Raw genomic sequence first — 25739 nt, forward strand, 5'->3', positions numbered from 1 at the left:
CTTAAAAACGCCCCCTTGCTACAAACACTTTATATTAAAAATTACGCACTAATCGATAAACTATCGATTGAATTAAACACCGGCTTCAATATTATAACCGGCGAAACCGGTGCCGGCAAGTCTATTTTGCTGGGAGCGCTGGGCTTAATTCTTGGCCAACGTGCCGATCTAACGGTATTGCGCGATAAAAATAAGAAGTGTACTGTTGAAGGTAGTTTTGATATCAAAAACTATCAGCTGTCCGATTTTTTTGATCAGCATGAATTGGACTATGATGATCAAACCATTTTGCGACGTGAAATTACACCTGCCGGAAAATCAAGAGCTTTTATAAATGACACTCCTGTTAACTTAAAAACGATTCGGGAGCTGGCTTTGCAACTTATCGATATCCACTCCCAGCATCAGAACCTGGAATTGGGGAATCGGCTTTTTCAACTAAAATTGGTTGATCTGGTAGCCCAAAATAGATCCATCCTGGAAAAATACCAACAATCATTTCGATTGTATTCAACGACCAAGTCAACATACAATAAACTTATTGAGCAAGCCGATCAAGCCAGAAAGGACTTGGATTATTTTGAGTTTCAATTCAGTCAACTTGATGAAGCGAAGCTAAAACCAGGCGAACAGGAAGAACTGGAAGCCGAACAAAATCAGTTGGAGCACGCCGAAGAAATCAAGCTCACCTTTGGTCAATTGAATGATGCGTTAGAAGGCGATGAAATTGGATTACTTTCCAACTTAAAAGATCAGGTAAATCGCTTAAGTAAAATGAGCGATTTCTTACCGGAGGCCAAAGAGCTTCATCAGCGACTGGAATCGTGCTATCTGGAGCTGAAAGATATTTCGGATGAAAGTGCCGGTGTTGCCGAGAAAGTTGAACATGACCCAAGTCGTATTCAGCTGGTAAACGACAGACTCGATGCCATTTATTCACTTCAACAAAAATTCAATGTCGCTACCGTTGATGAATTGATAAAAGAGCATGATGAATTGGATTCAAAAATCAACCAGATTGCTTCGTTCGATGATGAGATAGCAGAACTGGAAGACCATCTGAATAAGCAAAAAACTGAACTTAGCCAAGTCTCCGAGGAGTTGACAACAAGCCGCAAGTCAGTCACTCAGGTTTTTGGTAATTCGGTTGTTGAAATGCTTCAGAAACTAGGAATGACCAATGCTGTCTTTCAGCTAGATTTTGAGCAAACCCCACAGCACACGATTACCGGGAAAGATGAAGTTCGGTTTTTATTCAGCGCAAATAAAAGTGCTGCTCCTCAAGAGATTTCAAAAATCGCATCGGGAGGTGAAATGTCTCGATTAATGCTGGCACTGAAAAGCCTGATCACTGATAGTAAATCGTTACCGACCATTGTTTTTGACGAAATTGACACGGGAATATCGGGCGAAATTGCCGTGAAAATGGGTGACATTCTGAAGACCATTTCTACACGCATGCAGGTCATTAATATTACCCACCTACCGCAAATCGCAGCCAAAGGCGATCATCATTATCAAGTTCATAAATTTGATGAAGGGGAAGAAACCTATACTTCAATAAGAAAGTTGAATGATAACGAACGCATTGATGAACTGGCTCAAATGCTGAGTGGCGACCGCAATTCGGATACCGCACGCAAAACTGCACGCGAATTATTGAACTAAAAAAAAGGCTCCACTTTTTATTGTAAGTGAAGCCTTCTCCTATTCCATTTAACGTACCGAATTAATAGCGCTGCGCCAGTATCTCCTTAATTTCAGCAGGGCCAATATCTCCTTTTTCGCCAAACTTAAATCCTCTTTCTTCAAAGCGGGTTGAAATTCGGTCAATGGTTTCCTTGGGCACATCATAATCTGACAGGTTTGTTTTAATACCCACCGATTCGAAAAAAGCAATCGTCTTTTCAATCGTCTGATCAATCCGCTCATCAACACTTCCGTCAGTTATATTCCAAATACGCTCTCCGTACTGCAAAATTTTACCTTGTTTCTCTTTACGACGAATATCCATCATGCCGGGCAAAACAACTGCCAGCGTTCGGGCATGATCAATACCATGATAAGCCGTTAGCTCATGACCAATCAGGTGTGTTCCCCAGTCCTGCGGCACACCAACTCCAATTAGTCCGTTTAAAGCCAAGGTTGCACTCCACATAAAATTGGCTGCTGCTTCATAGTCCTTCCTATTTTCTAAAACCTTGGGGCCTTCTTCTATTAAGGTTATCAGAATACTTTCAGCAAAACGATCCTGAATAGGCGAATTGACGGGAAAAGTCAGGTATTGTTCCATCACATGCACAAAGGCATCAACCACTCCGTTGGCTACTTGCCTGTCGGGCAATGAAAAAATCACCTCCGGGTCAAGCACCGAGAATTGCGGCATAACGACCGGCGAGCCAAATGCAAGTTTCTCTTCTGTTTCCGCTCGGGTAACCACTGCATTTCCATTCATTTCAGAACCCGTTGCCGGAAGAGTCAACACGGCACCAATCGGCAAAGCTTCGGTCACACTAACTTCATTGCTTTTAGCACAAATATCCCAAGGATCATCGCCTTCATAAAGTGCAGCAGCAGCAATAAATTTCGTTCCATCAAGTACCGATCCGCCGCCTACAGCCAACAGATAATCTACATTCTTATCTTTCACTAAAGAAACGGCTTTCATCAATGTTTCGTAACGCGGATTTGGTTCAATGCCACCAAATTCAATAACATTCATTTCCTGAGTAGCCGCTTTTACCTGATCGTAGACACCATTTTTAAAAATGCTTCCACCTCCATAGGTCAGCAAAATAGTTTTGTCTTTCGGAATTTCCTGTTTGATTTTGGCAATCTCCCCTTTTCCAAATATTATTTTAACCGGATTTTTAAAATTGAAATTATACATCTCGTTTTCATTTTTTGGTTTGTATCTCAAAAATACAAAACCTATTACAGAAACACTGTTAATAAACTTAAAGCTTTAAAAAAAAGAAAAAGGATGTTACCCTCACAAAATACTGGTTCTCAATTATAACTTTTCTATTTTTGCCACATGGAAAATACAGATCTGAAAGAAAAAATTTGTTCGCTAAAAGATGAGGAATTAATAAGCTTATTGCAACAGCGCAATGGCTACCGAAAAGAAGCGATTGAAATAGCCGTACAAGAGGCGCAGAATCGAAAGATCATTGATTCGGAGGAAGACTTAAAAGCTGAACGTTTTCAGCCTGCACCCAAGCCTCCTCGATCGTTTTTTCCTCACCTCAGTACTGAAAGCCAAGTCACAAAAATATTTACCAGCCTGATACGAATATTATACCTTATTGCTATAATTCCAATTTTTTTTGGCGCCCTAAAAATTATTGAATCTCAAATTCTTGACGGCATATTTCTTATAAGTTCAGCAGCATTGTGGATTGGGATTAGTGTCCTGCTACAAAAGAAACCAAGCATTCAACTCCCTTTCATACTAGCTATTATTTTCAGCATCGTAGTGGCATTTACTTTTTATCGGGAACCCTTCTCCATCTACTTTAAATTATCAGATTGGATTGTTGTTTCCATAGCCATTTCGCTGGTTTTATATATATTGGGCTACCTCTATGTCCTACAGAATCGTAGAAACGAATCTCGTTAAACTCACATCTCTAAAACTTCATTCACCCGTAAAAAACAGACTTTCATCGAATAAATAATCTCTTCAGTTTCCATTTTAGCTAGTTTTGTTTTATCCAAACTGAAACAGAACAAGCGATGAAAACAATTCCGGTCCTTTTACTTCTATTATTGGCAACTTTTACGTCGCCAACAAAACTGATGGCCTCTCCACAGTGGGACGATGACGACGTTCAAACATACGACATTGCAAATTTCAACCGTATTGAGATTGAAGGTGGTTATAAAGTAATTTTAAGACAATCTGACAAGCCTGCCTTACGCATAAAAGCTGACGAAGAAGATTTTGAGTACATTGATGTTAACAGCGACTATGAAACACTGTCGATCAAACTCAAAGAGAAACATTTCACCTTCGAAAGCATGGTTTTATATATTGAGTTTGTTGAACTGAATGAAATTGAAATTGAAGGTGGAGTAAAACTTGAAACAAAAGGATATGTTGAGCTGAACGATTTTACACTGCATGTTGAAGGAGGAGCGAAAATTGAAATGGGCATGAAAGCCAATCATTTTAAAGTTGTCGGCGAAGGTGGAGTTAGTTTTGATTTTCGAGGAATTACAAAATCAATGGATGCCCGGATTTCCGGAGCAGGAAATTTAGATGCCGATGAATTAAAATCAGAATCAGTCACCATCGAAATTGAAGGGGTTGGAGGAGCATCGGTTTATGCCACCGACTATTTAAAAGCTACGATTGAAGGAGTTGGAAAAATACGATACAAAGGAGATCCGAGAGTTGAGAAAAATATTGAAGGCATTGGTTTTGTAAGTCCTGATTAGTCTTTAGATTAATTAGTAAATCGGTAAACAGGAGGCGTTGAGCTTCCTGTTTTTTTATTGAAATAAACTCTGGAAATCAGCCTCAACAAAAAAGCGGTATCAATTTTGTCTAGGTTTTTAAATCATTATTACTATTTTTGGGGGAATCCGTTAGAAATAAGTAAGAATTTAACTTTATTTTATTATAAAACTGAAAGAGGATAAAATTATGAAGCGATTTTTTTTAGTAATTGTATTTTGCCTGGGGATGATTGCAGGTTTTGCACAAGATGCGGTTGATGCCGTTCAATTGAAAAATGAAGGCAATGATGCACTAAGGGGAAAAGATTACAAGAAAGCCCTCGAGTTATTTGAGAAGTCATTAGCAAATTGGGGCGAGGAAGAAACAGACAATGCAATGGTGTACAACGCTGGGTATTGTGCCTATAAAACAAAAGAGTACGAAAAAGCAGCCAAATTTTTTGGGCAATCTATCGATAGTAAGTACAAAACTTCTACTGCCTATTTGTATAAGGCCAACTCACTTCTAAAAAGTGGTGATGAAAAAGGTTTTGTTGAAACGCTGGAAACCGGTATTGCTGCAAATCCAAATAGTTCGAAAATGAAAAGCATGCTTTCTAAGTACTATTTAAAAGAAGGAAATGCGTTTTACAAAGAAGGTGCTGCGATCCTAAAACAAGCTGCTACAGATGTTTCCGCGGGAAAATATAAAACAACCGACGATCAGTACGCCGAAGCAACAGCTAAAGCTAAAGCAGAGTTTAAAAAGTCATTACCTTTATTCGACAAAGCGTTGAAATTAACTCCAAACAACGACACTGCGAAACAGCTAAAGGCTGCTGCAACACAAGCCATCAACGGATAATTTTCCTATTCGAATAATGATATTAAGCTGCCTTCGGGCAGCTTTTTTTTGCACATTTAAATCGTTCAATTAAAACGTAGTGTGTTAATTACCAAGCTGGAACCCATCCAGCAAGGCCACATAAATTTTAAAGCCGTCCTCAATTTCGGATAGTAAAATGTATTCATCAGGTGTATGAGAACGGGCACTATCGCCAGGACCTATTTTTATTGAACGAAATGGCATCACCGCCTGATCTGAGGTTGTGGGTGATCCGTAATAAGTCAGTCCTAATTCCAACCCACGCTTAACAATGGGATGATCCAATTCAATCCCTGAAGAGTTTAAACGGAACGAACGTGCTTTGACTTCCGATTCAATCAAGGAATCAATAATCTCGAATGCTTCCTGGTTTGAATAATGCTCATTGGTTCGCACATCCACTACGAAAGTGCACTGATCAGGCACGACATTGTGTTGCGTTCCGGCACTGATCTGAGTAATCGACATCTTTACATCACCCAAGACTTCTGAAGATTTCTCGAATTGATAGTTACGCAACAATTGAATATCATCCAACGCTTTGTACAGTGCATTCTCTCCTTCGTTACGGGCGGCATGACCGGTTTGTCCGTGTGCCGTGCCGTCCAATACCATTAAGCCTTTTTCGGCAATCGCCATTTGCATTTGAGTTGGTTCTCCAACAATGGCCAGATCAACTTCTCCCAACTCGTCAATCAAGCTAGCCATGCCATTCGGACCTGAAATTTCTTCCTCTGCCGACGCAGCATAAATCAAGTTAAATGGTAAATCAGCCTGTTTATTGAAATGAATAAATACGGCTAATAACGTGACCAATGAAGCACCTGCATCGTTACTTCCCAGTCCCCACAAGCAATTGTCCTTCAGCTCGGCACCAAACGGGTCTTTAGTCCAGCTTTTCCCGGGGCGAACCGTATCCACATGTGAGTTGAGCAAAATAACCGGAAGACCATCCTTCCAGTTTGCATTTTTTGCCCAGGTATTGTTTGTCTTGGTTTGAAATGGAATTCCCTTTTCTGTTAAAACCTGACGAACCAAATTCGCAGCGGGCTCTTCTTCTTTGCTAAACGATTGGGTTCTGATTAAGGTCTGTAAAAGCTCGATATATTCTTTCATGAATAGGAGTTATCAATTTTTCTTCAGCAAACTGTGTGCTGTAAAAATATGCTTTTTCCGGCAGTTGAAATAATAAAACAAAAAACTTAATGTGATCTAAAAGATTATTTCATACCTTTGTTCGTAATTTAACGAACAGCAATGATTGAGCAAGAAATAATCACTGAAGAACAAAAACTGGCAGCCCGCTATGCTAAAGCGATGGGCCACCCAATACGAATGTACATTCTTGAATTGCTCACCAAGCAAGCATGCTGCTATAGTGGTGACTTGTCGGAGATTCTTCCTATTGCAAAATCGACACTATCACAACACCTGAAAGAGCTAAAAGATGCCGGATTGATTCAGGGAGAAATTGAGGCCCCAAAAATTAAGTATTGTATTAATCGGGAAAATTGGGGAAAAGCAAGACAACTATTTAAAAGCCATTTTAACATCTAAAAAAAATTTAATTATAATGTTCGTACTTTTACGAACTGATAATAAAAATAAAAAACCATGGAAATCAAAGTATTAGGAACCGGATGTGCTAAGTGCAAAACGGTTGAAAGAACGGCTCACGAAGCTGTTAACGAAATCGGAGTGCAAGCCAACATTGAAAAAGTAGAAGATATGCTTAAAATCATGCAATACGGTGTCATACGTACTCCTGCATTAGTCATTAACGAAAAAGTTGTTTTAAGCGGCAAAGTGCCTTCAAAAAAAGAAATCATCGAACTTATCACCAAAAATCAATAATCATGAAAACTGTATTCTTAAGCCTTTTATTAATGGTGGGAGTAAGCTGTTTTGCACAAACAGAAACTTCTGCTGAGAAACAAGAAGATTCGAAAATTGAAGCGTTTTATTTCCACAATACGCGCCGTTGCGAAACCTGCAAAGCTGTTGAAAATGTTTCTTCGGAAGCATTAAAGACCATGCAAATTCAACTCAAGTCACTCAATATTGATAAGGATGAAAATATGGCTATTGCAGAAAAGGTCGGAGCTGGCGGACAGGCTTTGATTATTACTAACGGAAAGAAAAACATCGATCTGACCAACAAAGGATTTATGTATGCCCGAAGCAATCCAGACAAATTGAAAGCTGCGATTGAAAAAGCGGTGAAAGAATTGGACAACGAATAAACATGGAGCTTTTACAAAGCATACTTGAAAATACCAATTATGCCGCATTGTCAGCCTTAATTCTGGGTTTGATGACGGCTATTAGCCCCTGCCCGATGGCCACAAACATAACCGCAATTGGCTTCTTAGGCAAAGATGTTAGCGACAGGAAACGGGTATTTATCAGCGGGTTGGTATACACATTGGGAAGAGCTTTTTCGTATACAAGTCTGGCTTTTATCCTTTTTTTGGGTGCCGATCAACTGAAGTTCTCGAGAATTTTTCAACAATACGGCGAACGCATCTTAGGGCCACTTTTGGTACTGATTGGGTTGGTCATGCTTGGAATAATTAAATTGAATTTTCCGGGATTCAATAAGCTCAGTCAAAAATTTGAAGCTAAAGAAAAACACAGCTTTTGGGATGTTTTCCTGGTTGGTGTTTTGTTTGCTTTGGCTTTCTGTCCATACAGTGGTGTTCTTTACTTTGGAATGCTAATTCCTATGACAATTCAATCGGCCTCCGGCTTGATTCTTCCAGTAATATTTGCGATTGCAACAGCCCTGCCCGTGATAGTATTTGCCTGGCTAATCGCTTTTGCCATTGCAAAAGTTGGCTCCATATACAATCACCTCAAGGTAATTGAAATTTGGTTCCGTCGAGTCGTTGCCACCCTGTTCATCGGTATTGGCATTTATTACATCATCATTATTTGGTTTTCATGAAAAACAAAAGAACATACCTCTTACTTCTCGGCCTTCCGATTTGGATATTGATATACGTAAATATGCAATGGTTTGCTGACCTGATTACTCATGACGTTTTTCATATGAATCCGGAAGCTCATTTGACACAGGCAGTCAACTTTTTCTTGTTCGAAGTACCCAAGGTGATCCTGCTGTTGATATTGATCATTTTTATTATCGGCATCATCCGAAGCTACTTTTCGGCCGAGAAAACACGAAAGGTACTGGAAGGCAAATCGCTATTCACGGGCAATGTAATGGCTTCTCTTTTAGGAATTGTTACACCGTTTTGTTCCTGTTCGGCTATTCCGCTATTCCTGGGTTTTGTTGAAGCAGGAATACCTATTGGAGTTACTTTTTCATTTCTGATTGCGGCTCCGCTGATCAACGAAGTAGCCTTGGTGTTGCTTATTGGTCTGTTTGGCTGGAAAGTAGCTGTCATATATGTTGTCTCAGGCTTGCTGATCGCGATTATGGCTGGGTTCATCATTGAAAAACTCCACCTCCAAAAATACGTGGCTGAGTGGGTTTACCAGGTAAAAGCAACCCAACTGGAAGAAGAAAACGCAAACCTCACTTTTCAACAACGAATTCAAGCGGGTTGGGATTCGGTAAAAGAAATTATTGGAAAAATCTGGATTTACATTTTGATTGGTATAGCGATTGGTGCAGGAGCACATGGTTTTGTCCCCAACGATTTTCTATCCTCGGCACTTGGTAATCAAAATTGGTATTCTATTCCACTTGCTATCTTGGTTGGCATTCCGCTATACTCCAATGCGGCTGGCATTATTCCAATTGTAAGTGTGCTAATTGAAAAAGGTGTATCACTGGGCACTGCTCTAGCCTTTATGATGTCTGTAATCGGACTCTCTCTCCCTGAAGTAATCATTCTGAAAAAAGTACTAAGATGGCAACTGATCGCAGTCTTTGTGCTTGTAGTCGCTTCCGGAATTATACTAATTGGCTTTACGTTCAACTACCTGATATTCACTTAAAATAAAAAAAAATCATGAAAAAGAAAACTTGTTCATGTGATGAACACACATCTAAAACAGTATTTGCCTGTTCCGGCGCAGCTGATCTGGGACAAATCTCTGACTTGGTAGCCCGCAAGATGCATCAAAATGGCGATCGGCAAATGAAATGCCTGGCTTTTGTTGGTGCCGGTATTGAAAACATGATTAACTCGATAAAGGACTCAGATATGCTGATCATTGATGGCTGCCCGCTTGATTGCGGAAAGCTCACGATGGAAAAAAATAATCTGGACAAATACACTCACGTGCGACTTACTGATTTTGGCTATGTGAAAGGAGAAACGCCAGCCAATCCACACCATGTAGAAGAAGTTTATTGTAGAATGATGAACAACTAAAATGAAACGAAAAAAAAGTAGCGGTTCAGTTTTCGCCGAACCGCTACTTTAATATACAATAGCAAAATCTAGTTTCTTTCTTTAAATTCTTCCATCCCTCGATCCAAAAAGTCGATAAAATTATCCGGATTCAAGTCGTAGGCCTTTGGATCAACCAACAAGTCTCCGTTATTATCTAAAAGTACATAGTACGGTTGAGCATTTACACCAAATCGTGTAATTTGAAAATCTGCATATTTCTTACCTAAAGTCTTCTTTACTTTTCCGTCGTAGGTTGAAGTCACCCACTCACTTTCAGGTAATTTACTTTTATCGTCTACATACAAAGCAATAATCACAAACTCATTTTTTAATCTTTCCAACACGCGTGGATCAGACCAAACATTAGCTTCCATCTCGCGACAGTTTACACAACCATGCCCTGTAAAATCAATGAATACGGGTTTATTTAAAGCCTTTGCACAAGCCATTCCCTGCTCGTAGTCAAAATAACCGTCGAGCCCATGTGGTAAATGTAGAAACTCCGCAAATTTAGGATCTTCACACTGCTCATTTCCTTCATGAAAACCAATTGTACCCCCCGTAGCACCAACCAATTTAACCTCATCGCGAATAATTTTATGCAAGTCAAAATCGTGGGTTGTTTGTGGTGGCAAGTAACCGGAAATCGCCTTCAATGGTGCTCCAAACATTCCGGGAATTAAATAAACCACAAACGAAAAAGTTATAATTGCCATCATCAGCCGAGGTACCGAAACAAATTTCACATCACTATCGTGCGAAAACTTCAATTTACCTAATAAATAAAAGCCCATTAAAATGAAAATGACAATCCAAAGTGCCAGATAAACTTCACGATCCAATATTCCCCAATGATAGGTCTGATCGGCAATGCTTAAGAATTTAAGACCAAGTGCCAGCTCCAGAAATCCAAGAACCACCTTCACCGAATTTAACCAACCACCTGATTTCGGCAAATTATTTAACCATCCCGGGAATAAAGCAAATAAGGTAAATGGCAAAGCAAAGGCTAATGCAAACCCAAACATTCCTACAATCGGCTTCAATACTGCTCCCCCAGCCGACTCAACCAAAATAGCTCCAACAATGGGTCCGGTACAGGAGAAGGAAACCAAAACTAAGGTCAGCGCCATAAAAAAAGATCCCAAAAACCCACCTCTATCTACCTGTTTATCTGACCGATTAACCAACCAACTTGGTAAAGTTATTTCGAACATACCAAAAAAGGAAAAGGCAAAAACAACAAAAATAATGAAGAATAAGGTATTAGGTAACCAGTGGGTACTCAACCAATTGGCTGCATCCGGTCCAAACACTACGGCTACAAGAGTACCGACAATCGTATAGATTGCAATAATCGAGAATCCATAAAAGGCAGCATGTAGTCTGGACTTCAATTTTGATTTTCCACTGTGCATGAAGAACGACACCGTCATCGGTATCATCGGGAAAACGCAAGGAGTTAGAATCGCTGCAAACCCTGCTAAAAGCGAAAAGAAGAAAAATAACCAAAGTGTCTCCGTGGAACCCTCTTGCCCTTTATCTGTTAATATTTTAGTTGTATTCGATTCAACATTTATTTTACTCTCTCCGACCGACTGCTCTTTTGAATTATTGAACGTAAATGAAAAATCAACTTCTGTTGGAGGCAGGCATGTTTCGTCATCACAGCACATAAACTCAACATAGCCGTTTATGGTAACCGGTTCATCTGTCTTCAATTTCACATTTTGGACAAACTCTGCTTGGTGACTAAAGTATCGTAAAACCATCTGAAATGTTTCATCAAACTGTTCAGTGGGTTCTGGTGTTTTCTGCAAATCACCTACAAACGCAAACTGGGTCGTATCTTCATAATTAATTGAAGTTGCGACAGGACCTCCTTCCGCCAGGTAAGTATCGTATAAATGCCAACTTTCTTCTATGGTTGCTTTAAAAATTAGCTGAACCTGATCTCCATCTTGTTTTGAATCGAAAGACCATTTTACAGGTTCCAGTATCTGACTAAATGATGTGAAGGAGATAATCAGGAAGGTGATGATTAAACTAAGTTGCTTCATTGCGTTTGAATTTGTATTTATTTGTTCAATACAAATATAAGCATGCAAATTGGGAAATGACTTATTATTTAAGGTTTCAACCCGGAGGCAATTGGATTGAAATAGGGACTAGACCCCCAGGAATATTAGTTTTGCCAGTCGCTATAGAGCTTAATAGCCTCTTTGCGATTAGCAACATTTAACCTGCGGTATAAGCTATTAATATGGGTTTTTACCGTGCTCAATTCAATAAACAGTTCGCTTGCTATTTCTTTATTGCTTTTTCCGGATGCTAAACGTTCCCAAATTTTAAATTCCTTGTCGGTAAGTACAGAGCGATAATCAATCACTTCCTTTTTATTAAGAGATCGACGTATTCTAAAAATCCACCATACTAACAACAGGATCACCAATCCCTCGCCTGCGATAATCCAGTCGCGCCAAGGCTTTGTAATTCGTGGAATTTCGCAAACCAGATCACGGTAACCAACCAGGTTTGTTAGCATATCGTCATAAGCGTAAGTATAAATATGCGACGGAAAATCCAATTTCAACCGATCCTGGAAATTGAAATAAAACTGGCTGTTTCTCAAAAAGTCAGTTTTAGGATCAACAATATGATATATCGCAAACAAAGCGACCAAGGAACTTTCGCAGCTGTCTACAAAATTTTGAATATACCTGTTAAGACTTTGCGATTGAAAATCGCGCTTTGCAATGGTGTTTATTGAATTCAGATGTTGCTGTTTCTCAAAATAGCTTTTCTCAAACTGACTCATTTTGGAGTTTATCTTTGCCCCTCTTATAATCAAAGAATCAAAAACAGATTTATTGTCAGAACTCTCTATCTCTACTATCGAAGAATTATTCAACAACAAGTGCGCAAAATTACGCACCGACCCGGTAATAAACTCAACGGCAAAAAGATTATTCCGAACAATGTAAATACGATAAAACCGGGGTTCTTCAGGCAAATCATTTCCGGTCAATAAAAACTGGCCATCCGCGTCAATCAGTGCTTCATTAATAATAAACTCCGGTGAAGCGACAAACAAGTTTTCCGGCGCATTGATTGAGGCCAGATAAACCCGAGGCTGCCAATCATTTGACAGATGCAGTTTTCCTGAAATTTCGTATGCTCCAACAAACGATGACAAGAATAAAAACAACAGTATGTATAAATACCTCGACATAGAATGACCCAATTAATTTAGCCCTAAAAATAAGAAATCCCGAACAAAGTCCGGGATTTCAATATTAAAGAATAATTTCTTCTAAATTATCGTCATAAAAATGATATTCCAAAAAGCTGTAGGCATTAACCGATTCAACATTGATTCTTTTGAAATATTTAAAAGCCCACTTCCTTTTAATGGAATGAATTCCTTTAGTCAGAAATGCTGCTACATACGGATGAACTTTCAAGGTCAAACTCTTTTTATTTAAGTCTTTAAAAATGTAGTTGACTTTGCTACTTAATTCATCGGTAAAGAGAATACTAGGCGTAATTTTTCCAGTGCCTTTGCATGATGGACATACTTCAGCTGTGTCCACATGTTCTTCGGGTCTTACCCGTTGGCGAGTGATCTGCATCAAACAAAACTTACTTAACGGAAGTATGTTGTGCTTGGTACGGTCGACTCCCATCGCCTCTTTCATACGTTCGAAAACCCTTTGGCGGTTTCCTGATTCATGCATATCGATAAAATCGATAACAATGATACCTCCCATGTCTCTTAACCTCAACTGTCTTGCTATTTCCTCAGCTGCTGCCAGGTTAACTTCCATCGCATTGGTTTCCTGATCCACTCCGGCTTTTGACCGATTGCCGCTGTTAACGTCAATCACGTGAAAAGCCTCTGTATGTTCAATAATCAGGTAAGCTCCGTTTTTAAACGAAACCGTTTTACCAAATGACGCTTTAATTTGCTTATCGACCCCAAAATGTTCAAAAATGGGTTGTCCACCGGTGTAGGTTTTAACCATTTTCTTTTTTTCAGGAGCAATCGTTGCAATATAATCTGCAACGTCATCAGAAACAGCTGTATCGTTAACAATGATGCTGTTAAACGTTGGGTTATAAATATCTCGTAATAATGCTGTTGTTCGATCGATCTCTCCGACTACTAAAGCTGGGGCGGTAGCTTTTTTAAGTTTCTGGAAAGTAGTTTCAAATTTAGCAACCAGTCTTTTCAATTCCTGGTCTAGTTCTGCTACCCGTTTTCCTTCGGCAACAGTTCGAACAATCACACCATATTTCTTCGGCTTAATACTTTGAATTAATTTTTTCAGCCGGTTTTTTTCTTCGGTTGAGCTAATCTTTTGCGAAACACTAACTTTGTCGCTAAAAGGCATCAACACTAAATTTCGTCCAGCTATTGAAAGCTCTGAAGTCAATCGAGGCCCTTTAGTAGAAATTGGTTCTTTGGCAATCTGAACCAAAATATTCTGGCCTGTTTTCAATACTTCTGTTACTTTGCCCTCTTTATTGATATCGGGCAAGGAATGAATTTTAGATAATGAAGAAATACGGTTCTTTTTGGAACTGGCAATTTTCATAAACTTATTTAAAGTTGAAAATTGGGGTCCCATGTCGAGATAATGCAAAAATGCATCCTTTTCATAACCAACGTCGATGAATGCAGCGTTCAAGCTCGGCATAATTTTTTTCACTTTGGCTAAATAAATGTCGCCAACTGCAAATTTTGCTCCGCTTTTTTCCCTGGTAAGTTCAACTAGGCGTTTATTTTCTAATAAGGCAATAACGACTTCTGAGGGAGAGACATCAATAATTAGATCGCTACTCACAACGTTATTTTGATTTTAATAATAATTTATCTTTTTAGCTAGTTAATAAACGGATTAAACCTAAAGCACTTTTGCACTTTAGGTTTAATCATTAATTTCTCTTAATAGCTACTGCTAAAAAAAGGCGTCAGACTATTTCTTTTTCTTGTGTCTGTTTTTACGCAATCTTTTCTTACGCTTGTGCGTAGCCATCTTATGTCTTTTTCTTTTTTTTCCGCTTGGCATAACTTTATTTTTTTACTTCGTCTTTAACTTGAGCAACAAACGTTTTGGCTGGTTTAAATGCCGGAATGAAGTGCTCAGGAATAATAATTGTTGTATTCTTTGAAATATTTCGTGCTGTTTTCTCAGCTCTCTTTTTTACGATAAAACTACCGAAACCACGAAGATAAACATTTTTACCGTCAGTAAGTGAGTCTTTTACTGTTTCCATAAAAGCCTCAACAGTTTTTTGAACAGTCACTTTTTCGATTCCCGTGTTCTTGCTAATTTCATTAACAATATCTGCTTTAGTCATCTCTTAAAATATTTAGTTTTCAATAAATTATATAATTCCCGCTAATTGGTCTGCAAAAATAAAAATTATTTAAAAACTATAAACACCTGAAATGATTTATTTTTGCAATCTATAAAGATTTTAAAGCAGTTATGAGAAAAATTGGCAATTTAAGGGCTCAATTTCTGAAATGGTACGAGGAAAACAAAAGAGATCTTCCATGGCGTGAAACGACCGACCCCTATACGATATGGCTATCTGAGATAATTTTACAACAAACTCGAATTGATCAGGGATTAGCCTATTTCATGCGGTTTGTAGAAAAATTTCCAACAGTCGATGATTTCGCATCAGCCCCTGAAGATGATATTTTAAAATTATGGCAAGGATTGGGCTATTATTCGAGAGCCAGAAACATGCACGTTGCTGCAAAAGCTATTGTGAACGAATACAACAGTCAATTTCCAGGCGACCATAAAAAGCTGCTTAATTTAAAAGGAGTGGGCGACTATACTGCAGCCGCAATTGCTTCCATCGCTTTCAATTTACCATATGCAACCGTTGACGGCAATGTATACCGGGTATTATCACGAGTTTTTGGAATCGAAACTCCGATCGACAGCAGTCAGGGCAAGAAAGAATTTTCGCTATTAGCCAACCAACTCCTGGACCACAACCAGCCTGGAAATTTCAACCAGGCCTTAATGGAATTCGGCGCTCTTCAATGCAGCCCTAAAAAACCAAATTGCGAAAACTGCCCTATTAATAATATGTGCGTCGCATTTAATAATGATACGATCGAAAAACTTCCTGTGAAAAAAGGAAAGGTTAAAATCAGAAATCGCTATTTTAATTATTTGGTTATTGATCACGGCAAATACACCTTTCTGAAAAAACGAACAGAAAATGACGTTTGGAGGAACTTGTACGAATTCCCGCTGACTGAAACGAAAGAAAAAACGGAACTTGATCAGTTACTAGAAAATGAGCAAAAGTACTTTCCCGTAGCTTCACATTTTCTCGTCAATAACGAAAGTAGCTGGAAAAAGCAGGTACTTAGTCATCAACATATATACTACCGCTTTATATACCTACAAATAACAGATAAAAAAAATATCCCTTCTGGTTTGATTAAGGTGAATAAAAAAGATATTTTTAACTTTGCAGTTCCCAAGCCAATTGAAAAAGAACTGGAAAAATACGATTGGCATTGATGCGTTCATGGTGAATACGTTACACTTCATCCAGAAAAACGTAGCGTTCATGAAATTTTTTAAAAAGATTCTCTTTCAGAGGAAGAATTTTTGTAAATTTATTATTGTTTAATTTTAAAAACCGTAATTATGTCAGTAAACAAAGTTATTTTAGTAGGAAATGTAGGTCGCGATCCTGAAGTTAGATATCTGGACAAGGATGTGGCTGTCGCAAACTTCCCACTTGCTACCTCTGAAAGTTACACCGCTAAAAATGGTGAAAAAGTAACATCAACCGAATGGCACAATATCGTTATCTGGAGAGGCTTGGCAAAAGTGGTCGAACAATACGTAAAAAAAGGAGACCGCCTTTATATTGAAGGGCGTATACGTACTCGCTCGTGGGAAGATAAAGAAGGAAACAAGCGCTATACAACAGAAATTTATGGCGACAACATGGAAATGTTGGGTGGCCCTCGTAATCAACAAGGAGGCAATGACAACCAAAACCAGTCTTCGTCCGCACAAAACGACAAAGGAAACAGTGTTAACGAACCTGATTTTAGTCCGAACGAAGAGGACGATTTACCATTTTAAAAACTTAAAATAAATTAATTGGAAACAGACCCTTTACCGATACTCTCAGCAATCAATTGGGATTTTCAGACATATCCCTTGACGCCTGCTGTCATATTTAGCCTTGTTTTAATTTTATTATTGCTTTTATCATCAGCTTTGATTTCAGGATCTGAGGTAGCCTATTTCTCGTTAAGTCCGCAAGACAGAGTAAAAATAAAAGCATTTAAAAGCAAGCACAATGATACGATATTAGAGCATTTAGACAACCCTGAAAAATTGTTGGCTACGATCTTAGTAGCCAACAATTTTGTTAACATTGGGATCGTAATCTTGTCTGCTTATACAACTGAAAAAATCTTTGACTTTTCATCAGCACCAACACTGGGGTTCGTCTTTCAGGTTGTCGTTATTACTTTTGTGCTACTACTTTTTGGAGAAATTATTCCAAAAGTATACGCATCAAGTAACACGCTGAGCTTTGCCCGCTTAATGGCTATTCCACTAGATGTGCTTGAACGGATTTTTCGTCCAATCAATTCAATTCTTATTCATTCAACAAAGTTTGTCAATAAACACTTTCAGAGGCAAAGTCAAAACATTTCTGTTGACGAACTTTCTCAGGCTCTGGAACTAACTCTTGAACATGACCATGCTGAAGACAAAGAAATACTAGAAGGCATTGTTAAGTTTGGCAATAAAAATGTTGTTGAAATTATGCGTTCCAGAGTTGATGTTGAAGCATTGGAACTGAAAGATTCCTATTCAAAAGTAATTAACCTGATCAATGACTCGGGCTATTCGCGTATTCCCGTCTACTCCGGTTCATTCGACAATATTAAAGGAATTCTCTACATTAAAGACCTGCTGCCCCACATCAATAAAAAAGAAAACTTCAAGTGGCAAACCATTATTCGTCCTCCTTTTTATGTGCCTGAGACCAAAAAAATTGATGATCTTCTGGAGGAGTTTCAAAAAAACAAAGTACACATGGCCATTGTGGTTGATGAGTACGGTGGTAGTTCGGGCATTGTAACCCTCGAAGATATTTTGGAAGAAATAGTTGGCGAAATAGCGGATGAATTTGATGAAGAAGAAAACTATTTCACAAAAATTGCCGACAACAAGTATCTTTTTGATGGCAAAATACTGCTGCACGACTTTTTTAAAATTACAGGAACCGACGACCACACTTTTGATAACTATAAGGGAGACGCTGATACTCTGGCCGGATTAATCCTTGAATTGAGAGGTGAAATACCGATTGTACACGAAAAGATCACTTGCAAAAATTTTGTTTTCTTAATTGAATCGGTTGATAATCGTCGGATCAAAAAAATCAAAGTTGAAATAAATTAACTTTGCACAAAAAAAAGAGCGCGTAGCATGTACCGTATATTCTTTATCGTTTCTATTTTACTGCTAATTGGTTGTCAAAAAGAATACACACCAAAACCTCGCGGTTACTTTCGGATTGATTTTCCGAAAAAATCATACAAGAAACTAGAGAAAGACCTTCCCTATTCTTTCGATATTCCCAGCTATTCGATTACCCGACGAGTAAACGAATCAGGTGCTACTCCGAAGTGGGTCACAATAAGCACTCCTGAAAATAAAGCAGACATCCATATCAGTTACGACGAGCTTGACCACAACCTACTCAAACACATTGAAGAAAGTCGCAAACTTGCTTACGATCATTCGATAAAAGCGGATGCAATTAGTGAACGCATCTACATAAATCCAAAGGAGAATGTTTATGGAACAATCTATAATATTGAGGGCAATGCCGCCTCTCCCATTCAGTTTTTTTTAACCGACAGTACAAAACACTTCTTGCGTGGGGCGCTCTATTTTAGGGAAGTCCCTAACATAGATTCACTTCGTCCGGTTATTGAATTTTTTCGTCCTGATATTATTCGATTGATTGAAACGACAAAGTGGAAATAGCCGATGCCCCTAATTCTGGAAAAACATATCGACAAAGGCTTACTGCTTCTTTGGGAGTTGACCGAAGACTTAGAGTGGTTTAAAAATCAATTTCCACATTTAGTCGATGACGACACCTTTAAACAACTAAGAAACGAAAAGCGACAGAAAGAATGGCTCGCGGTAAAAATGATGCTAAAACACCTTGGGTGCACTGACTTAAATCATTTTTACAATCAAGCAGGCCAGCCTCAATTACATCATCCAAAATTTAAAAAAATCAGCATTAGTCACTCCAGCCAACTTGCCGGTATTCTTATCCATCCCAATCAAGAAGTAGGACTTGACCTTGAAAGCCTTGACCGAAATTTTAAAAGTATTGAGCGCAAATACCTTTCACCCAAAGAAATTGAACTGGCTCAAAAAACAGCTAAAAACTATGCCTTGTTTTGGTGCGCCAAAGAAGCAGTCTACAAAACTGCCGGAATCCCGGGCATCAGTTTTTCAACCCAAATTCTACTCGAATTAAATCAGCAGAACAAACTAACTGCAAAACTACTGACACCTGAGCTGGCAAAAACTTACGAAATCAGCTATTTCGAATATAAAAATCAACTTGTTGTTTACTTGCTTGCGAATAATAAAGGTTGAAAAATATCGATAAACAATAGAACTTCAAGGGCTCAAACTTGTTATGCCTGACAAAAACAATAATGCAATGAAACAAGCAGAATCACATATACTCGTTATTTTTGGAGCTTCGGGAGATTTAACTAAGCGTAAGTTAATCCCCGCTTTAATGGAACTGGAAAAACAAGATCTACTTCCGGACGATTTCGCCGTGCTTGGCGTTAGCCGAACCGAATTATCCGATGATGATTTCCGGGAACGAATGATGGAGTTTTTATCTGAAAAAGACGATGAAAAGCTTTTAAAAAAGTTCCTCAATCGACTTCACTATCAAGCAATATCAACAGGCGAATCATACGATTACCCGGTTCTAAGAGATCGGCTTTTTACCATTGCCAAAGAAAAGGGTATCCCCGAAAATTTTATTTTTTACCTGTCCACACCACCATCGCTTTACGAAATTATACCACAAAATCTGGCAAGCGTGGAGCTGAACAGTTCTGCCGACGGATTTCGTCGCCTGATTGTTGAGAAGCCCTTTGGAACAGACCTGGAATCGGCAAAAGAGCTTAATAAAAATCTGTTAAACTATTTTGCTGAGGATCAAATCTATCGTATCGATCATTATCTCGGGAAAGAATCTGTTCAGAACTTATTGGTAACACGTTTTTCAAATGGCATTTTTGAACCAATCTGGAATCACAACTTCATTCATCATGTCGAAATTACCTCAGCCGAAAGCCTGGGAGTGGAAAACCGTGGAGGTTATTACGACCACTCCGGCGCAATGCGCGACATGGTGCAAAACCACTTACTTCAGTTGGTGGGAATGGTCGCTATGGAGCCCCCCGTAGTCGTTGAAGCAGATGCCATTCGAAATGAGGTTCTGAAAGTCTTTCAATCCCTGCGACCGATTAAAGAAGACGAAGTTGAGAAACACGTAATTCGCGGACAATATATTGAATCGCACGTTAAAGGAAAACTAGTTAAGGGGTATCGGCAGGAAGAAGGAGTAGATCCTGAAAGCCGAACTGAAACCTTTATGGCAATGAAGTTTTTCATTGATAATTGGCGTTGGGCCGGGGTTCCGTTTTACATCCGTACCGGAAAAAAACTCCCCACTCGTGTAACGGAAGTCGTCATTCATTTCAAAAAAACACCGCACCATTTATTTGGTAGCGAACACGACTCAGAACAGCAGGCGAACCAGCTGGTTATCCGCATTCAACCTGACGAAGGTATCTTGCTGAAATTTGGCATGAAAGTTCCTGGAGCAGGTTTTCGGGTTCAAACCGTCAATATGGATTTCCATTATGATGATTTGGCCGACGTACGCTTGCCTTCGGCTTACGAACGGTTACTACTCGATTGTATGCAAGGCGATGCCACACTATACTCACGCGGCGATGCTGTTGAAAAAGCATGGGAATACGTTCAACCGATAATGAATGCCTGGGAAAACAACAAAGACATTCCGGTTTACGGATATCCGGCAGGTACATGGGGGCCAGATGTTGCCGACCAATTGGTGAAAGGGTCACAATGGCGATATCCGTGCAAAAACCTTTCGAACGACGGCACCTATTGTGAATTGTAGTTTTCAAAAAAATAACGCCTAATTCTCTCGACCATGAATGAAAACAAAGAAGTAAAGATTTTCCCGAACGCACAGGATCTTGCAGAAGCCTTCGCATTTGAGCTTTTCCAAATGACTAGAAGCAGCAAACAACGACTTGACATTGCTCTTTCGGGAGGTAGCACACCGAAATTACTCTTTAAAGTTTTGGCCAATCAATATGCTGACAAAATTCCGTGGGAGAGAATTCACTTTTGGTGGGGCGACGAGCGCTGCGTTTCGCCCACCCACGAAGACAGTAATTTTGGGATGACTCAAGAATTTCTGCTTTCAAAAATCAATATTGATGCGGACAACATCCATCGGGTGAAAGGAGAATTACCACCGGAGGAAGCCGCAGCCGATTACATCCTTCAAATTCAATCAAACCTCAACGAACGGGAGGATTGGCCTGTTTTTGATCTGATCATACTTGGCATGGGTGATGACGGACACACAGCGTCTATTTTTCCGCATGAGATGGAATTACTTACATCGGACAAAATTTGTGAAGTGGCCACACACCCCGAGAGCGGGCAGAAACGAGTGAGCCTTACCGGAAATGTAATTAATAATGCCAACCGCATTTATTTCTTAATATCGGGAAAAGCAAAAGCAAAACCACTTTCGGCGATTATGAACAATCTGAAAAGCGCGAATAAGTTGCCAAGCTATCACATCGAACCAAAACAAGGACAAATAATCTTCTTCCTTGACAATCCGGCTGCCTCAGAAATCTCGTAATTTAATATTGAGAACGCTTTGGGACAATGAATAAAATTCAGCCATTTAAATTTAAGTCGATTGATGAGTTTCTTGACTTTTTGCCTGAGCATGAGTTAAGAGTGGTTGAAGCTTTGCGACAAATCATATTCGATTGTATTCCGAGTTGCAAAGAAAAGTTGGCCTATAATGTACCGTTTTATTCCTGCCGTTCCAATATTTGTTTTATCTGGCCATCATCAATACCGTGGGGCAATGTTGAAAAAGATGCTGTTGTGCTCGGTTTTTCAAAAGGCAGCTTACTAAATGATGAACTGAACTACCTTGAAAGTAATAGTCGGAAAAAAGTGCGCGCGAAACACTTCTTTTCTGTTGACGAAATTGAATTAGACATCGTAAAAACATACCTATTTGAAGCTCACGAAATTGACAATCATCAATTCAGAAAGTAAAATTGCCATCTCCATCAATCAACACTCGCGAAAGACCAAACACGGATAAAAACCTAACAGTCAGACGATCACACCTACCCACGCAATATGTACCCAGATTAAAAAGTAGCCAACATTCTGATTGTTAATATCATTGTGAATAAGATTTTGCTCTTCAACCAGTCAAAAGCAACAATAAATCGTAATTTTAGTATCAGAAAGAATAAATTCAAACATTTGATTATTAACGCTAGCTGTCAATCTTAAGTATTTGGAACAAAACCAGAAAATACAAATCTCACAAACTAGCATAATCAAAAATGCTTTTGAAGCTGCCCAGATTGGTATTTGGCATTGGTCTATTGACTCCAACGAACTTATTATAAATGAAGCTTACGCCAAAACAATTGGATACAGTTGTAAAGAACTGGCTCCATACAATGGCGATTTATGGACAAGCATTTGTCATCCTGACGATCAAGAGACTTTAATTGCTGATCTCAATGGTCTTCCCCAAGCATCAAAAAAACATTTTGCATTTCGGGCAAGACTAAAGCATAAAAACGGATCATGGATTTGGGCACAAGTCAATGGAGGTGTCTCCGGATACAACTCTGATGGTAGCCCGACAGAGGTCAGTGGCACGTTGACTGACATTTCAGAACTATACCAATCAAAAAACACCCTGGATTATAGATTGCAAATTGAAAAAATAGTCTCAACTATTTCAGCTGACTTTGTTGGATTTCAGCCAAAAGATCTAGATAAACACATTAATAAAGCAATAAAAAAAATTGGTGAATTCCTGGATGTTGACCGTTGTTATGTTTTTCAATTCGAAAATCATAACTCCATTATGAACAACACGCATGAGTGGTGTAATAAAGGCATTTCTTCTGAATTAAAGAACCTACAGAACATCCCTACTTTGGCATTCCCCTGGTGGATGAAAAAATTAAATAAGCTGAAGCATATTAACATTAAGCAAGTTAAAAGATTACCTAAATATGCTGCTGCTGAAAAGGATATTTTATTAAGCCAATCAATTACCTCCTTACTCGCTGTTCCCATTCATTATAGAGAAGTTTTACTGGGTTTTATCGGCTTTGACTCTATTTCGAAAAGCAGAGAATGGCCTGAAGCTGATATTCATTTATTGAAAACGATTGCACATACAATTGCAAATGGATTAAATGCAAACGCTAGTCAAAAGGTTCTTATTGAAGCAAAAGAGAAAGCAGAAGAGAGCAATAAAATAAAGTCGGCGTTTCTAGCTACAATCAATCACGAACTTCGTACACCTCTTCATCATATTCTTGGTTTTAGTGAGTTAATGCGAATGAATAAGATTCCACCAAATGAGATCAGTAATTTTGCTGATAAAATTCACAGGAGTGGAAACCACCTTCTACAAATTATTGAAGATATATTGAACCTCGCATTAGCCGACAGTTCGTTTGTGAAGGTAAGAAAAGAGAGCTTCAAAGGAATGGAAATGTTCCTTCAACATAAAACTCTTTTAGAAGAACTGGTTCGATCGTCGAATAAGGAAAATCAAATAGAACTTGTCTACAAACCGACCCCAAATCTTGTCAATCAAAAATTTATAGCCGACAATAATAAAATCAACCAAGTCATTGTTAACCTGATCAAAAATGCCGTCAAATTTACGCGTTCAGGACAAATTGAGTATCATGCTAATATCAGTAATAACACATTGCTTTTGAAAATAAAAGACACCGGAATCGGAATTCCTCATCACCAACAAAAATTGATTTTCGATTTTTTCAGACAAGGAGATGACAACTCAACGCGCGCTTATAGTGGAATTGGTGTTGGACTAGCCATATCCAAAAGGATTACCAATATCATGGGTGGCGAATTATCAGTTCAGTCGATTCAAGGAAAAGGAAGTACGTTTACTCTCAGCATCCCGGTAGAAGTTATTTCTGCAGTAAAAGCCGAAACAGCGAACGAACTAAGCCACCAATAGGAACCTCTGTATTTTTCGGGCTCATTTTCATTTCGTCCCCCAACAAGCATTGCGAATCTACCGGAAATAATCCTCAACAATAAAATTTTATTGGACTCACCCAATGTGTTAATCTTAAAAAGAAAGATCGCAGACCCCTGATTCTCTGAAAAGATTATCAAAATCACGCATTAAAGGAATAAAAGATATTTTTTTATCCTACAAGGCAGCACTTGCAACTTTTGCTCCGTATCAATAAGTAAGTAGAGATCATTACACGAATTTAAAATTAATGCTTATGAAAACATTATTTACTTCTGAAAAGTACCTTAGAAATGCACTAACTCTTTTTTTTCTTCTTCTGACGGTTGGCACCTATGCTCAAACCCGGCACGATATTGAAGTTACAAGCAACGTATTTACTCCCACTAGTTTAACAATTGACGTTGGGGACACTGTTGTCTGGACAAATACTCAAGGCTCTCACAATGTAAATGGAAAACAATCCAGCTATTCGTCCAATCCTGAATCTTTTGGAAATGATGTAGGAACCGGATGGATCTATTCGCACGTGTTTACAATTGCCGGCAATTACGATTATCAGTGTGATCCCCATCTGGCTTTAGGAATGACTGGAAAAATTATCGTAGAAGAAATTCAGCAACCCACAAACAAACTGACGGTGAATTTTACCGGAATGACTCCTCATGTGGGACAGGAACTCAAACTTGCGGTTGTGAATAAAACAACCGGGAATGAATTAGCAAGAACCAGTGAAACCGTATCTGAAAGTTTTTCGGTGGAAATATTGGGAATTGAAAATGATGAGTCTTACTTCGTTGATTTCTTCTCTGATCATAGTGGCAATGGAGCATACGATGCGCCGCCTACAGACCACGCCTGGCGAATGGAACTCAATGATGTCGACGGTGACGAACCACTCGATTTTGCTCACAACACCAACTTTACCGATATCAAGTGGATGAACAAATTGACTGTCAATTTCACTGGAATGACTCCGCATGTAGGACAAATGTTAACCCTGTACTTGCTGGATGTACAAGCCGGAACATACATCGACACCATTGAGGTTACGGACATACCTGTTGAATTTTCTCTGTCATCGTATAAACTCGAAGTTGGAAAATCGTATGAACTTGATTTCTTTGCTGACCACAATGGTAATGGAGGGTACAATTCTCCGCCCACCGATCACGCATGGAGAATGGAACTTAACGATGTTCAAGGAGATACAACGGTAGTTTTTAGTCACAATACAAACTTCACCGACATCTCAATTGCCACATCTGCAGATGATTTAAGATACGAAGACAGCGATTTAGTTGTCTATCCAAATCCAAGTTCTGAATATGTCTATCTGACATCAAACAGATTCAAAATAGATGAAGGCAACATCAGTCTATACAATTCATTAGGAACTAAAATTCAGGCATCTCTGGTTGGTATGCAGTCGAACCGAATTGGCTATCATGTTCAACATCTTAAACCCGGACTTTACCTGTTTAAGGTTGAAACAGAATCAGCAACACTAGTTCGAAAATTCATCAAAAAATAGAAAAAACAACAAGAGCTGCGTAATTCGCGGCTCTTGTTGTTTTATGCTGTTAACT

The 25739-nt window shown here is 38.9% G+C and carries 26 protein-coding genes; 20 read left to right on the top strand and 6 right to left on the bottom strand.

The window, feature by feature from the left end; genetic code table 11:
* Nucleotides 1–15 precede the first annotated feature (15 nt).
* Nucleotides 16–1668 carry a DNA repair protein RecN gene (recN, locus tag ACTB00_RS06940; RefSeq protein WP_463299186.1) on the top strand — a complete coding sequence of 551 codons (1653 nt, stop codon included), beginning with the start codon at nt 16–18 and terminating at the stop codon, nt 1666–1668.
* Nucleotides 1669–1729: 61 nt separating this feature from the next.
* Here recN and ACTB00_RS06945 read toward each other — a convergent pair whose 3' ends face one another.
* Nucleotides 1730–2890 (bottom strand): iron-containing alcohol dehydrogenase, encoded by a 1161-nt coding sequence (locus tag ACTB00_RS06945; protein ID WP_463299187.1) that lies wholly within the window; start codon nt 2888–2890, stop codon nt 1730–1732.
* Nucleotides 2891–3037: 147 nt separating this feature from the next.
* Here ACTB00_RS06945 and ACTB00_RS06950 point away from each other — a divergent pair, with 147 nt between their 5' ends.
* The 3 genes from ACTB00_RS06950 (at nt 3038) to ACTB00_RS06960 (ending at nt 5308) form a co-directional block, all read left to right on the top strand.
* A complete protein-coding gene (locus ACTB00_RS06950) occupies nt 3038–3622 on the top strand; it encodes a hypothetical protein (RefSeq protein ID WP_463299188.1) in 585 nt (194 codons plus the stop codon).
* A 116-nt stretch (nt 3623–3738) separates the two neighbouring features.
* On the top strand, nt 3739–4443 hold the full coding sequence (locus ACTB00_RS06955) for a head GIN domain-containing protein (protein WP_463299189.1): 705 nt from the start codon (nt 3739–3741) through the stop codon (nt 4441–4443).
* Nucleotides 4444–4651: 208 nt separating this feature from the next.
* Entirely contained in the window at nt 4652–5308 is a 657-nt protein-coding gene (locus ACTB00_RS06960) for a tetratricopeptide repeat protein (RefSeq protein ID WP_463299190.1), read from the top strand.
* 84 nt (nt 5309–5392) lie between these two features.
* Here ACTB00_RS06960 and ACTB00_RS06965 read toward each other — a convergent pair whose 3' ends face one another.
* Nucleotides 5393–6445 carry a M20 family metallo-hydrolase gene (locus ACTB00_RS06965; RefSeq protein WP_463299191.1) on the bottom strand — a complete coding sequence of 351 codons (1053 nt, stop codon included), beginning with the start codon at nt 6443–6445 and terminating at the stop codon, nt 5393–5395.
* A 141-nt stretch (nt 6446–6586) separates the two neighbouring features.
* Here ACTB00_RS06965 and ACTB00_RS06970 point away from each other — a divergent pair, with 141 nt between their 5' ends.
* The 6 genes from ACTB00_RS06970 to ACTB00_RS06995 are packed head-to-tail and all read left to right on the top strand — an operon-like array spanning nt 6587 to nt 9675.
* Nucleotides 6587–6886 (top strand): ArsR/SmtB family transcription factor, encoded by a 300-nt coding sequence (locus ACTB00_RS06970; protein WP_463299192.1) that lies wholly within the window; start codon nt 6587–6589, stop codon nt 6884–6886.
* Between the two features lie 57 nt (nt 6887–6943).
* Nucleotides 6944–7183 (top strand): thioredoxin family protein, encoded by a 240-nt coding sequence (locus ACTB00_RS06975; protein ID WP_463299193.1) that lies wholly within the window; start codon nt 6944–6946, stop codon nt 7181–7183.
* 2 nt (nt 7184–7185) lie between these two features.
* Complete coding sequence (locus ACTB00_RS06980; RefSeq protein WP_463299194.1) at nt 7186–7572, top strand: nitrophenyl compound nitroreductase subunit ArsF family protein; 387 nt, start codon at nt 7186–7188, stop codon at nt 7570–7572.
* Between the two features lie 2 nt (nt 7573–7574).
* Entirely contained in the window at nt 7575–8276 is a 702-nt protein-coding gene (locus tag ACTB00_RS06985) for an aromatic aminobenezylarsenical efflux permease ArsG family transporter (protein ID WP_463299195.1), read from the top strand.
* Nucleotides 8273–9295, top strand: a complete 1023-nt coding sequence (locus tag ACTB00_RS06990; protein ID WP_463299196.1) for a permease — start codon at nt 8273–8275, stop codon at nt 9293–9295. The genes ACTB00_RS06985 and ACTB00_RS06990 overlap by 4 nt, the downstream gene beginning before the upstream one ends.
* 14 nt (nt 9296–9309) lie before the next feature.
* The gene (locus ACTB00_RS06995) at nt 9310–9675 is read left to right on the top strand and encodes a putative zinc-binding protein (RefSeq protein WP_463299197.1); all 366 of its coding nucleotides are present in this window, start codon (nt 9310–9312) and stop codon (nt 9673–9675) included.
* Between the two features lie 68 nt (nt 9676–9743).
* Here ACTB00_RS06995 and ACTB00_RS07000 read toward each other — a convergent pair whose 3' ends face one another.
* The 4 genes from ACTB00_RS07000 to ACTB00_RS07015 all read right to left on the bottom strand — a co-directional run bounded on the left by ACTB00_RS07000 (nt 9744) and on the right by ACTB00_RS07015 (nt 15060).
* Nucleotides 9744–11756 carry a protein-disulfide reductase DsbD family protein gene (locus ACTB00_RS07000; RefSeq protein ID WP_463299198.1) on the bottom strand — a complete coding sequence of 671 codons (2013 nt, stop codon included), beginning with the start codon at nt 11754–11756 and terminating at the stop codon, nt 9744–9746.
* Between the two features lie 125 nt (nt 11757–11881).
* Nucleotides 11882–12928 carry a response regulator transcription factor gene (locus ACTB00_RS07005; RefSeq protein WP_463299199.1) on the bottom strand — a complete coding sequence of 349 codons (1047 nt, stop codon included), beginning with the start codon at nt 12926–12928 and terminating at the stop codon, nt 11882–11884.
* 64 nt (nt 12929–12992) lie between these two features.
* On the bottom strand, nt 12993–14543 hold the full coding sequence (locus tag ACTB00_RS07010) for an Rne/Rng family ribonuclease (RefSeq protein ID WP_463299200.1): 1551 nt from the start codon (nt 14541–14543) through the stop codon (nt 12993–12995).
* Nucleotides 14544–14772: 229 nt separating this feature from the next.
* Nucleotides 14773–15060 carry an HU family DNA-binding protein gene (locus tag ACTB00_RS07015; RefSeq protein ID WP_159521808.1) on the bottom strand — a complete coding sequence of 96 codons (288 nt, stop codon included), beginning with the start codon at nt 15058–15060 and terminating at the stop codon, nt 14773–14775.
* A gap of 131 nt (nt 15061–15191) precedes the next feature.
* Here ACTB00_RS07015 and mutY point away from each other — a divergent pair, with 131 nt between their 5' ends.
* From mutY to ACTB00_RS07065, 10 genes are all read left to right on the top strand, one after another.
* Nucleotides 15192–16253: an A/G-specific adenine glycosylase gene (gene mutY, locus ACTB00_RS07020; RefSeq protein ID WP_463299201.1), complete on the top strand. Its 1062-nt coding sequence runs from the start codon at nt 15192–15194 to the stop codon at nt 16251–16253.
* A gap of 129 nt (nt 16254–16382) precedes the next feature.
* Nucleotides 16383–16829, top strand: coding sequence for a single-stranded DNA-binding protein (locus tag ACTB00_RS07025; protein ID WP_463299202.1), 447 nt, complete (start codon nt 16383–16385; stop codon nt 16827–16829).
* An 18-nt stretch (nt 16830–16847) separates the two neighbouring features.
* A complete protein-coding gene (gldE, locus tag ACTB00_RS07030; protein ID WP_463299203.1) occupies nt 16848–18167 on the top strand; it encodes a gliding motility-associated protein GldE in 1320 nt (439 codons plus the stop codon).
* A gap of 27 nt (nt 18168–18194) precedes the next feature.
* Nucleotides 18195–18758, top strand: a complete 564-nt coding sequence (gene gldD, locus ACTB00_RS07035; RefSeq protein WP_463299204.1) for a gliding motility lipoprotein GldD — start codon at nt 18195–18197, stop codon at nt 18756–18758.
* Between the two features lie 3 nt (nt 18759–18761).
* Nucleotides 18762–19388, top strand: coding sequence for a 4'-phosphopantetheinyl transferase family protein (locus ACTB00_RS07040; RefSeq protein WP_463299205.1), 627 nt, complete (start codon nt 18762–18764; stop codon nt 19386–19388).
* 67 nt (nt 19389–19455) lie between these two features.
* Complete coding sequence (gene zwf, locus ACTB00_RS07045; protein ID WP_463299206.1) at nt 19456–20964, top strand: glucose-6-phosphate dehydrogenase; 1509 nt, start codon at nt 19456–19458, stop codon at nt 20962–20964.
* Nucleotides 20965–20997: 33 nt separating this feature from the next.
* Nucleotides 20998–21726: a 6-phosphogluconolactonase gene (gene pgl, locus ACTB00_RS07050; RefSeq protein WP_463299207.1), complete on the top strand. Its 729-nt coding sequence runs from the start codon at nt 20998–21000 to the stop codon at nt 21724–21726.
* 26 nt (nt 21727–21752) lie between these two features.
* Nucleotides 21753–22157: a DUF1801 domain-containing protein gene (locus ACTB00_RS07055; protein WP_463299208.1), complete on the top strand. Its 405-nt coding sequence runs from the start codon at nt 21753–21755 to the stop codon at nt 22155–22157.
* Nucleotides 22158–22407: 250 nt separating this feature from the next.
* Nucleotides 22408–24129 carry an ATP-binding protein gene (locus ACTB00_RS07060; protein WP_463299209.1) on the top strand — a complete coding sequence of 574 codons (1722 nt, stop codon included), beginning with the start codon at nt 22408–22410 and terminating at the stop codon, nt 24127–24129.
* A 277-nt stretch (nt 24130–24406) separates the two neighbouring features.
* Nucleotides 24407–25684 (top strand): plastocyanin/azurin family copper-binding protein, encoded by a 1278-nt coding sequence (locus ACTB00_RS07065; protein ID WP_463299210.1) that lies wholly within the window; start codon nt 24407–24409, stop codon nt 25682–25684.
* Nucleotides 25685–25739: the final 55 nt, after the last annotated feature.

Source organism: Sunxiuqinia sp., assembly GCF_055140945.1.